General features: G+C 52.0%; 9 protein-coding genes. 4 read left to right on the top strand and 5 right to left on the bottom strand.

What is annotated here, in order from left to right; all coding sequences use genetic code 11:
- Positions 1-415 precede the first annotated feature (415 nt).
- Complete coding sequence (locus tag AAF143_RS01845) at positions 416-820, bottom strand: type IV pilin protein (RefSeq protein ID WP_414026438.1); 405 nt, start codon at positions 818-820, stop codon at positions 416-418.
- A gap of 1399 nt (positions 821-2219) precedes the next feature.
- On the opposite strand from AAF143_RS01845, the gene AAF143_RS01840 reads away from it, so the two are divergent.
- Complete coding sequence (locus AAF143_RS01840) at positions 2220-4037, top strand: tetratricopeptide repeat protein (protein ID WP_255005279.1); 1818 nt, start codon at positions 2220-2222, stop codon at positions 4035-4037.
- Between the two features lie 89 nt (positions 4038-4126).
- On the opposite strand, the gene AAF143_RS01835 is transcribed toward AAF143_RS01840, so the two are convergent.
- From AAF143_RS01835 to AAF143_RS01820, 4 genes are all read right to left on the bottom strand, one after another.
- The gene (locus AAF143_RS01835) at positions 4127-5023 is read right to left on the bottom strand and encodes a hypothetical protein (protein WP_414026437.1); all 897 of its coding nucleotides are present in this window, start codon (positions 5021-5023) and stop codon (positions 4127-4129) included.
- A 196-nt stretch (positions 5024-5219) separates the two neighbouring features.
- Entirely contained in the window at positions 5220-5540 is a 321-nt protein-coding gene (locus tag AAF143_RS01830) for a hypothetical protein (RefSeq protein ID WP_414026436.1), read from the bottom strand.
- 115 nt (positions 5541-5655) lie between these two features.
- Complete coding sequence (locus tag AAF143_RS01825) at positions 5656-6492, bottom strand: hypothetical protein (RefSeq protein WP_414026435.1); 837 nt, start codon at positions 6490-6492, stop codon at positions 5656-5658.
- A gap of 385 nt (positions 6493-6877) precedes the next feature.
- Positions 6878-7555, bottom strand: a complete 678-nt coding sequence (locus tag AAF143_RS01820; RefSeq protein ID WP_414026434.1) for an SIS domain-containing protein — start codon at positions 7553-7555, stop codon at positions 6878-6880.
- 446 nt (positions 7556-8001) lie between these two features.
- Here AAF143_RS01820 and AAF143_RS01815 point away from each other — a divergent pair, with 446 nt between their 5' ends.
- From AAF143_RS01815 to AAF143_RS01805, 3 genes are read left to right on the top strand one after another with little or no spacing between them, the layout of a single operon-like run.
- Positions 8002-9855: a thiamine pyrophosphate-binding protein gene (locus AAF143_RS01815; protein ID WP_414026433.1), complete on the top strand. Its 1854-nt coding sequence runs from the start codon at positions 8002-8004 to the stop codon at positions 9853-9855.
- The gene (locus AAF143_RS01810) at positions 9852-10646 is read left to right on the top strand and encodes an SDR family oxidoreductase (protein ID WP_414026432.1); all 795 of its coding nucleotides are present in this window, start codon (positions 9852-9854) and stop codon (positions 10644-10646) included. Before AAF143_RS01815 ends, AAF143_RS01810 begins: the two co-directional genes overlap by 4 nt.
- Positions 10646-11482: a sugar phosphate isomerase/epimerase family protein gene (locus AAF143_RS01805; protein ID WP_315859586.1), complete on the top strand. Its 837-nt coding sequence runs from the start codon at positions 10646-10648 to the stop codon at positions 11480-11482. Before AAF143_RS01810 ends, AAF143_RS01805 begins: the two co-directional genes overlap by 1 nt.
- Position 11483: the final 1 nt, after the last annotated feature.

Here is an 11483-nt window from a genome sequence, read left to right as displayed (position 1 = left end):
CTGAAGATTGGATGGTGTTAATTAATTCAAGTCAGAATATTCTTGCATTGTGATCCTGTTTGCCGACACTAAACTATCTTCGTTGATCTGGTTTGTTCAAGGACGTGGCCAACCAACATTTATGGACGGTTTAGCATTCAATGATAATAAATCAGCGCCACACTAGCTGGATGGAGGCATAGGCTCGAAGGATTATGTTCAAGAATTTTACATGTGTTATCCCCTGCGCTGTATGCTTCCTAGCAAGTATACCTTGTGCTGCTGAGAGGCAAAATGTGATCGCTTGCAGATACTAGTCGTGCATGACCATTGGGTAGGTTAAAACACATGTGGCTCATATTTTCGAAAAATGTACAAAAAAGCCGCTTAAATATAAGCGGCTTTGTGAGACTATTAAGGGAAGATTGTCGAACGCTTAGGCGCAGCTAAGTCCGCCATTGGAAGAGGCTGTGACGACAAAGCTGGCAGCAGATGCAGCCGTTGCTTGCAAACACTTCACTCCATCAGTCGTTCCACCAGACCAGGTGGCGTTAAAGAGGACAGGTGCTGAACCATTGCAAATTTTTCCCGAAATCGGTGTGGCTGGGAGCTGAGAAGCCTGAGCTACCGCGCATTCTTTAGCCAATCCGATGGTTTCGCCAACCGCAGCACCCGCCGCGGCCCGAACACGTGCTTGCAGATATTGAGGTAAGGCTACAGCAGAGAGAATGCCGATCACAGCCACAACAATCATCAGCTCGACAAGAGTGAATGCGGAGGCTGTGGCCCTTCTACGAGCCTGCAGGCTGCGGATGAGAGCCAACTGGGTTTTGGTGCGCATGGTTTTGGGTATCGCTCTTTCCAATTCTAGGCTCATGCTGAGGGCGCGTCCAGTCATCCACACACTGATGGAGCCTGCTGCACTGAGATCCTTTGGTGCGTTGATTCGGATGAGATATCTGCCAAAACCCCTGCAGTCATTAGCTTTTTCGGGTCAACGGACGGTTAAAGAGCCCGTGCACACCCTCTCAGCTGCCCTTAGGTGCCGCTTGATATCAGGGCAGTCACCTCTGCTTCTCGACGAGCTCTCACCATTTTTTAATCTTGCCATGGTTCCCGTGCCTTCACGGCAAAGAGGCTGGCCCGTACCTCACGTCAGTCTCCCTTGGGATTTGCGGAAAGCGTTTCGATTGAGGAGCGGATCCTGGCCCGTTACCCGCTTAAGCGGATTCGGAAGCTGGTAGATCTGCCTCACTGGCTCTCAATTGACTTAATCCTACCTTTTGTGATTTTTATGCTTAATTAGGAGCGCCGTCGGTGGTGAAGGCAGCGCAGTTGGTGTTGGCCTCGTTGTTGCAGGCTTTCAATGTGATTCACTCTGAGAGGCTGTGGGTTGAGCGGCTCCGCCGTAAGGTGCTATTTCTCTGGGTAGATGGCCTGACCATCCGATCGGTCATCCCAGCACCGATAGCCTCCGGTCAATTTCATCTACACCATGAATCGTGGCCAGCCTCTCAATGAGGCCGTCCTTGGCAAGTTTCTAGAGAAGCTGATGGGCGCTCTGGAGGCCAGCCTCTGTGCGCTGTCGGCTACTTCTGTGGGGATGGCAAGCTTTTGCAGGCCTTGGCCTCATACGCCTCCTTGAAGCGGACCATTGGTCGGGAGGATGGTTCGCCTCCGCCCACAGGGCAGGGTGAGGGATTCGGCGCTCCCCAAAAAAAGTGACGACACCGTGCATGAGGCGACTTCGCTTCATCAAGCTCAGCAACGAGGCCTCCCCGTTTCTGCATGGATTTCTCAGACGCAGTCTTTGCTGAAGGAGTGGCCTTGCTGACCCGGAAGCCCAATGCACATCCATTTCAGCGGTGTTGCCGATGCCACGTACTCATGGAGAACCGTCATGATCTTGCGGTCGGTTGACGTATGGTGGTGTTATAAACATAAAAGGAGAGGAGCGCGGCCAAGGCGATAGCAAGCTAGGTGGCTTCAGTCAAGACAGATCTTTATTAGGAAGTGGCCAAGTTACTAGGTACGGGCTCACGAGGATCCTGAGATGTTTTCTCTGTACAACGTGGCTGAATCGACGACCGTACTGCTCACTCTCTTTATGTTTTCGACATTATGATGGTGTCTGGTCTGTCGTCCCATGGGAAGGAGATGGAGACTTTTCTTGGTGAAGGTATCGGCTGGCAATGCCCCTCCCAATCAACTCGAAAAACATGTACTAGGGAGGTGTCTTTGTGAATCCTGGAGAAGAGCATAGCCTCGATCACGTCTCAGATCAGAAGCAGGCCACAAGCTATTACTGTCTCGGTAATGATCTCCTCGCTCGCGGTGATCACTCTCAAGCCATTGAGGCCTATGGCCTAGCGCTGTCCATCCGGCCGGAGTATCCAGAGGCACTCAACAATCTTGGGAACGGATTGAAGGCAGCGGGCCGCCTTGACGAGGCCATGGTCGCTTACCAGAACGCTCTGAAAATCCAACCCGATCTAGCAGTTGCCCAGTTCAACCTTGGGAACATACTCAAGGAACAGGGTAGGCTCGAGGAGGCAAGCATGGCTCTGCTTGGAGTCTTGCTGCTCAAACCAGATATGCCCAAAGCTCATCTCTTGCTTGCTGAGGTGCTAGAGGAGATTGGTGATCTAGAGCAGGCTGCTGAGGGTTATCTTAAAACCATTAGGCTTGAGCCTTCTTCAGCGGAGGCTTGGCGTTCACTAGGTGGGATTCATCGCTTGCGCGGATTGCTAGATGAGGCCATTAAGTGCTTCGATCGTGCGCTTGAGTTGCTCCCAGGTGATTGGCTCTCATTCACCAATCTCATGTTCTGTTACTCGATCGGCGGCAGGGAACACCAGCAGTTGCTTCTGGAGACCTCTGAACGCTATTGGCGCGAAATTGGTGTGCGAACAGCCACTGATCATTATGATCTGGTTTGGGCACTAGTAAGTGGGCAAGCCAGACCATTGAGGATTGGTTTTCTGGGCCGACATTGCGACAACTTATTTCTCAACTCCTTCCTCCGGCATTATAGCCGAAATGACTTTTCGGTCGATTTGATTTTTCTGACCAGGAATCAATCGATGACATCCTCGCCAATGGGAGCGCTGGTGAGCGAGGAGGTTTTCTTGGATGGTCTCACACTCTCTGAATGCCGCGACCTACTGCTCAGGAATAAGTATGACATTATCGTCGAAACATCAGGATATCTGGCCGATTCAGGGATCCAGATTCTTGCCGAACGATGCGCTCCGGTTCAATGCCACTATATTGGATTCCATGCGTCAACAGGATTGCACGCGATTGATTATTTCATTTGCGACTCCGAAACCGGACCGCCAGAGTTCGAAGATGTCTTCAGCGAGACCCTCTGGCGTTTGCCTCGCCCTTGGCTAGCTTGTACCTTCTCCAAACGACCGCCTCTTGCTCTCCCCCAGGCCTGGGGAGAAGAACCTGTGTTCGGATCGTTCAATCAACTCACCAAAGTCCGACAAGATACCTTGAATCATTGGGCAGCAGCCCTGCGGGCCGTGCCCAATGCGATCCTGCTGATTAAGGGTCGCCATGCAGAAGATTTACACCTACAGCAGAGAATCCTTTCCACGCTTCGAGGGCTAGATGTGGAGGAGAAGCGAATCGGCTTCCTTCCAGCTACCGCCACATGGGAGGAGCATATGGCCACTTACAACCGAATCGATTTAGCTCTCGACACCACGCCATGGAGCAGTGCAACTACCGGGTTCGACGCCTTGGCGATGGGTGTGCCACTTGTGGCGATCAAGGGGGATTGCATGGCGGCGCGCATGAGTTCGTCTTTGGTCTCGGCTCTCAATCGCGGGGGATGGGTTGCATCTTCACCAGAAGACTACGCCAGAATTGTCATAAACCTATGCGCAAACCTCAACGATCTTCGGTCGGCCAAGGCTGCTCGACAATCAGAATTTCTTGCCAGTTGTCTGTTCGATGGGGCGGATCTGTCTCATCACCTCCAGGAGGCATTTCAAGAGATGAGCCGGAGGGCTTATTTACACGTACAAGATGTGGAATGGACAAGATAATCAAGGCCCATCCGGCCATGCGATCTTTCCAGATTTCCAATCAAGGCTTCAGGATCCCTGTCCGATTCAACAACCCTCTCGTTGCAGCGTTAATGAAGCCGAAGTGGTGTGATCGCTAGTGAAAATGGAGATGGTTGCAATTCGCTGTTGTCAACACTTGGAAGTCGCTCCATCGTGGTCGGCAGGCCATATTTGTCATATATGGCCTCCACTTGAATTTGTGTAACCGACCCCTGCGATAACCAAGGGGTGATCTCGACTGGCCCGTCACCGGAGCGCAAAGAAACTATTTGGCAACGGTTCTTTGATGTAGCGGTCACTTTCGAGGCTATGCAAAGATCCGCTCCTTTCAATCCAGGGCCGAGCAGTGCTTTCACAGATAGCTCCCTTGAGGCAAGATTGGCTCGCGCCGATGCCGGAAGCTCTGATGGCTCGTAGCGATAGAGGCTCAATGCCCATAGTGCCCGCGCTCGTATCCGCATCGATCCGGTGGCAGCCTTCAAAGACTCTGCCTTTGGCAGCCACCATTGGTTGGGGGCAAAGACCAAACCATTCCAACGTGGAGATGCTGATTGCTGTGGCAATAGCGGGATGCGGCGCTGAAACGCTGCGAGGGAGCGGATCCATATAATGGCTTTCCGGTTCATGGGATACAGGGAATAGCCGTCTGACGTGTGTTGGCAACCGGTGATTTGACGACATAACTTAAGTGCTTCTATTGGGTCTTCGACGGCCCCGAGATCCAGAGCGAAGAAGCGGTAGCCGAGGCGCTGGGCCAGGTGGGCCTCCGCCACCAGTCCCTGGCTCGAAGCCTGGGTAAACAGGCTGTCCGCGGGGCTATGCTTGAAGGCTCCGTAGTTGCTGCTGATCCCGGAGTCGGGAAAGGTCTTGAAGGTGTCGTAGACCCCCTGGCGCAAGCGGCTTTCGACTACCCCAGTTTCCGGAAAGGTGGTGTAGGGCGCAAACCAGACCTTGCGCTCGGCCAAGGGCACTTCAGATAGAAGGGCGCTGAGTTTTGGACTTGATGTCTTGTGGGTGCTGTCTGTCTCTAGGAGTTGGTGGTGCTGCTGGATCGAGGGGAGCTCCAACCAGCGGCTGCTTGAAAGCAGTTCTATGCCGATCCAGAGAGCCAGTAGGCCAAAGCCAGCCCAGATCGGATCAATTGTCTGCGGGCGGGGGTGTTCATTGCTTTTGCTCCGCCGCCCCAGAGCCCTGGATGTGTAGCCCGAGGCAGCGGTCGAGGAGCGCGCACAGCATCAGCACGGCGGCCCCGTACTCGAAGGCCGTGAAGCGGGCGAGAGAGCGCAGAACCGGGCTCACCACCACGGCGAAGAGCGTGCCCAGCCCCCCCATGGTCATCCAGAACAGGCCCACAAAGGTGGTAATGAAGAGCAGAAGCGCGAAAAACAGCAGGTCCCTGTGGCCCAGCCCATGGCTCCTCTGGAGGGGCGGGCCTACCTGGGGCGGCCGCTGGCGCTCCCGAGCGACGGTCCAGAGCGCCACCCCCAGGCGATCGGAATCAGGAAGCTGCCCGTGGACCAGAAGTAGTTCTCCGTTCCGGTGCTGATTCCTCCGTCCTCCAAAGCCTTTTGGACCACCACCACCCAGGGGGAGGGGATCACCCAGGTGAAGGGCAGCAGTCCGTATTGGAACTGTTCGATCGCATAGCGGGGGTGGCCCAGAAAGCTGGAGGTGCCGTGTCCGCCTGGGTCACCATTATCAGTTTGGGTACGTAGAGCAGCACCAGCACTGCCACAAAACCGGTGCTGAACAGCAGCCCCCGGCCAAGAATGGATCCCAACTGGCCCAGATCCACCGTGCGGGTGGCGGCGAGCAGCAGCAACAGGCCAAAACAGCAGAGGAGTAGCAGCAGGGTGAAGAACACGTAGTAGTCCTGGGTGGGCAGGCAGAGCAGCGCGGCGATCGCCCCCGCTGCTGCCAGGGTTAGGGGCTCGCGTCGGCTGCCCATGGATCGCCAGAGGCCATGGCAGGCCAGCAGCCCAGGAATCACAGCCCAGAGGGTGGCCAGGGAGAGGTGACCCACCCGGGAGAAGGCGCAGGGGGCCGTGGTGATCAGGAAGGCGGTGATCAGGCTGGTGTCGGGTCGAAACCCAGCCCAGCGGCAGGCCAGGGCCGTGAGGCCGAACGTGAGCAGAAGGCCTAGGATCAGGAACGCTTGGAGCGGGTCTAGGCGGCTGTGGCGGGCAAGTTGGCAACTCAGGCCCGTGACGGCCGTCGAGGCCAAAGAACCGGTGAACGCACCGAGATTCTGACTGCTTCCAGGCCCGATCCAGCCCAGCTGGAAGCGTTCAGCGACGCAGGAGCTCCCAATGCCGAAGCGTTCCCAGACCTGATCAGCGGAAGGAAGCGAGAGGCTCAGGAAGGTGGGCCACCAGGCGAGGGCGGCCAGGGGAAGGAGAGCCCAGGGGAGGAGGCGTTGAGGCGATCCGGGCAATCTGGGGTGCTTTTGCAAGGAGAAAGCCCCTTGAATGACCAAGAGACTAAAACCTGAAAGGCTGCTTGTTCTGGATCGGTAGCTGCCAGGGCCTTCTCCTTGCGGCGCAGCTCCTGTTTGAGCTGTTTGATTTCCCGCTGGTCCTGGTGATGGTGGCGGTCTTAATGTAGGGGGCGATAGCAGTTAACGCTTACGGCTCTTGCGGGCTTTGTATTTTATATCGGCATTTTAAAGTATTTGTTGTTAGCAGTAGTGATTCGCTAAATATTTTAACTAGGGGAAGTTGCAAGGCAGGCGGGCACCAGCGAAAAGCTCATAGGCTTCGCTGCGAGCGCTGAAACATGACAGATCAAGCATTGCATACGATTGTAATCGAGAAAGATTTTCATTCGGGGATCAACCGCTCCTCAATTATTTTGCATATCATATGCCAAGCAAGTATGTGGCTCTCCTGAATTCTTGCAGTGTTGGTTGAATCAACCATGAGTAGATGGTCGCACAGTGGGACCATATCCATGCCTCTGCTCCCCGTGAAGCCCACCGTTGTCGCTCCTTGATTGCGCGCTACTCGCAGCGCTCTCAACACATTTTTCGATTGCCCGCTCGTACTGATAGCTGCAAAGCAATCACCCGGCTTGACCAACGCCCTGGCTTGCCGTGCAAACACCTCTTCAAAGGTTATGTCGTTGGCAATGGCCGTAAGAACGGAACTATCGGTGGTCAATGCAACTGCAGCAATCGGTCGGCGACTGAGCTGGTAACGCCCCATCAGCTCGGCCGCCACGTGTTGGGCATCTGCAGCACTGCCTCCATTGCCGCAGAGGTAGACTGTACGACCCACTTCATCGACATCAAGAATCAACTTGGCAATCGAGGTGAGTACAGAAATTGATTCACCTAGCCTGGAAAGGACGCTAAGTGCATCGCTGAGCTCTTGGCCTAATGTATCAGTGTAGAGATGTTCTTCGGAACTTGGCATAATATTCAAGTAATTCAGCTGTTCAAAATGGTGGCTTGATTCCGAAATGGATTCTAGCCTGCAAAGCTGAGTAATTAGGCTCATTATCGAAGAGGTGAGGGAATTGGCATGAAAATTTCTTCATCATTACCCAAGTTCACTTGGATCTCTGGGCAGAGGTCGATGGTTAAAATCCTCAAGATTCCTCTGCGCTCGATGGATAACGAATGGTTAAGGCAAGTAAAAATGCCTTTATGAGCAGGAATGCTGCCGATGAAAGCTGATTTGGATTGTGAGTTTAAATATCTTTCTTAATGAATTTTACCCGGGGAGGCCTTGAACGAGGCTGAACATGCAGAGCATTGCCAAGAAATGCACTATCTTGAAAGTGCCTCCAGCAAATATGGGAATTAAAGAATAGACGTTTCCTAGTGACGCAAGTCGCTAGCCATAATGTGCTATTTATGCTCGGTCATTTTCCTGTTTTACATTAGTCGATTCTTGGTCAAAATAATAATTTCTGCATCTTTGCTTGGGCTTAAGCTCATGGTTTGGTTTTTGCCTTGGAAATCATCCACAAGCCTGTTAGACTAGGCATTGCTGGAGGTTTATTCGCTAACCTACCGTTTCGGAGTTGTGCATTGAATGTAGCCGAATTTCTTCTTCAATCTGTTATTAATCTTGGCACGGATACAGCATATTGCTTGACAGGTGGGATGGCCACGCATCTTCATTATGCAGCAGCAAATTCTAGCCTTAATTTATTATACTGTAATCATGAACAGGCTTGTGTTGCATCGGCTGATGGCTATGCAAAGGCTTTTGATTATCTTCGCCCAGGCTTGGCGATTGTAACCTCAGGACCTGGCGTGACAAATATTGCTACGTCTATTGCCTCGGCGTATCATGATTCAGTTCCTGTTGTGATTCTGGCGGGTCAGGTTAAATCCGCAGATATCAATCGATTTGGCCTCAGAAGCCATGGCGCTCAGGAGGTTCCTTCTTTGGATGTGATTAGGCCAATCGCCAAGAGCGTACTCCGCTATGATCCTGCCGAGATTGATGATGAGAGCCTTGCCTTGGTGTTAGCCAAGTCTGTATCTGGACGCATGGGCCCAGTTCTTATTGAAGTCCCATTAGATTTCCAGGCAATTGATGTAGACAATGCAAAATCTAGGCTTGATCTAATCATTTCGATTATCCACGGCCATAGGTCAACACGCCTGGCACCTTCGGAAGGATCTGGCCATTGGTTGCAGACATACTGGCGCGGGGCTTCACGTCCAGTGCTCTTTATTGGGAACGGTACCAGGATCTCAGGTGTTTCCCGAGATCGTATAAGGTCATTGGCTGAGACACTCAATGTTCCGACGCTATTCAGTTGGCCTAGTGCTGATTTGCTTGATTCAGGACATGGTCTAAATTTTGGATGCCCAGGTGGATTGGCGTCGACCCACAGTAATAGAATACTTCAGAATGCTGATGCAGTAATTTTTCTTGGCGCTAGATTGGATTTGTTGACTACTGGTTTTAATCCTTCAGCATTTGGCAGGCGAGCGCATCGCCTTGTTATTGATGTCGATGGTTTGGAGTTGGAAAAATTTGCCAAGATTGAGTTTCTTGATTGTTGTCATTCTGATGCATCAGAAGCACTGGATTGGCTGAGGGCCATGGCAGCAGGGCCTGTTGATGCACATGAAGCCTGGTTTTCTCAGTGTTTGTCTTGGAAGCAGGAAGATGAGCGTCATGAAATGAGGTGTCTTGGTGCTGGCGGAGCCCTCAATGCTAGAAATATTTCCCTTGCTTTGACAGATACTTTGTCTAATATGATTTTTGTTACAACTGCGTCTGGTTATGCTATCGAAGGCATCGCAAGATTCTTCCGCCCTGCAAACGGTAATCGGATTATCTACGGTGGGCATTCTCTGGGGTCTATGGGCCTTGGCCTCCCAACAGCAGTAGGCGCTGCGGCGGCTCGCGTTGGCAGAGTGGTCTGCCTGGAGGGGGATGGCGGATTAATGCTCAATGTCCAGGAATTGGCGACTATTCAGGCCAATCCAGAGCTTGATATATCAATTATTTTGCTTAACAATGGAGGCTATGTGTCGATATCCCGTTCACAGCTGCGCACTTTTGGAGAGGAATTTGGAGCCTCACCGTCTTCCGGTTTATCATCTCCTGATCTTGAACAATTATCCTCCGCGTTCGGGCTCAAATACAGGCTCGTCGACAGCCCTAGGGCATTGATGGACACTCTTGAGGAAATCAAGCAGGGAGGTAGTAGGCTGATGATAAATCTAATGATTGATGCTGATGGCTATCGTGGCCCCTCTATCGTGACGCGCTTCCGAGATGATGGTACTCCTTATTCTACTGATCTCGAGGAAGTGTCATGGACGGTGTGAGTGTTGATGAGGGCAATACACATTTTGCCTCGCCGAGCAGTGGACTCCCTTTTCCCTTTTCTTTGTTTGATCTTCGGGGGAGGACAGTGTTAGTCGCGGGTGCTTCACGCGGCATCGGTGCGACGCTTGCGGAAGGTCTATCAGCTGCAGGTGGTGACGTGATTGGCTGTGGACGAACGGCCTGTGAGCAGATATCATCTCAAGTGTTTGACTATCGCGTTTGTGACCTTACAGATGGTGGCGCTTTTCAGGCGTTGTGTGCGGACATTGCATCTTCGAGAAAAAATATTGATGCATTTGTTTTCTCGGCAGGCGTTACTTATCCCTCACAATCTGCCCTTCAAAACATGGACGACTTTTCCAGAACCATCTCGACTAATCTTTTGGCCGCATATAGCTGTACACTCTCGGCGCTTCAGTGGATGAGTGGCCCAGCTTCAATCGTTTTCATTACCAGTGTTAATTCAGCATTGGGATTCCCTGGAAATCCAGGGTATGCGGCTGCCAAGGGCGGGCTCAGGCAATTAGCAAAAGCACTGGCTGTTGATCTGGGAGATATGGGAATACGTGTCAACTGCTTAGCACCAGGATATGTGAAAACTGCAATGACAGCTGAGAGCTATGCTGATTCGACTCGTCGTAGGCAAAGAATTCAACGAACCATACTCGGGCGCTGGGGGGAACCTGTGGATTTGGTTGGAGCAATTCTTTTTCTTGTCTCAGACGCATCTCTTTATGTCACAGGCCAAGATATTTTTGTTGATGGAGGCTGGACAGCAAAGGGATTGTAATGAGGAAGATTGGATTTATGCAAGGTAGGCTTTCTCCGCTTGTTGATGGCCGCATACAGGCATTCCCTTGGAGCTGCTGGGAGGATGAATTTATTCGCGGTTCCCAAGCAGGGTTTGATCTTATTGAATGGACTATCGATCACGAGCGCCTTCACGAGAATCCACTGTTGAGTACATCGGGCCGAAGCACAATACGCCATCTAAGTGATGAAATGAGATTGACAGTCGCCTCGGTGACCGGAGACTGCTTTATGCAGGCTCCTTTTTGGAAAGCGGAAGGCTCGATCAGGAGACATTTGCTTAACGAATTTAACTACGTCCTACAGGCGTGTGAAATGTTGGGAGTTTCCTTCCTAGTTGTTCCCCTGGTAGATTCAGGTAGTATCGATAACCATGAGCAGATATCCGCACTTCTCGACGACTTAATGCCTTGGACTTATTGGCTTCTTGACAGGAAAATCTCAATACTTTTTGAGTCAGACTTTGGTCCCCAGGAGCTTGGTGAAATGATTGGTCAGTTTCCATCTATAGCATTTGGTGTGAATTACGATGTGGGTAACAGCGCTTCTCTGGGATGGAACCCACATGAGGAGATTTCTGTTTATGGTGATCGCATTATGAATGTTCATGTCAAAGATCGTTTGCGGGGTGGTGAGAGCGTACCTCTAGGTCAAGGAGATGCAGACTTCGCAATGGTGTTCGGAGAGCTTGAACGCGTCAGCTATTCCGGTGATTTCATTTTGCAGACAGCTCGTGCCGTCGACGACGATCATCTAGGTGCTTTGGTGGTATACCTCAATATGGTTAAGGGCTGGCTGAAGGACTCTATTTCTTAGG

Source organism: Cyanobium sp. ATX-6F1, assembly GCF_047395825.1.
Classification (GTDB): Bacteria; Cyanobacteriota; Cyanobacteriia; order PCC-6307; family Cyanobiaceae; genus ATX-6F1.
This window is presented reverse-complemented; position numbering and strand designations above follow the sequence as displayed.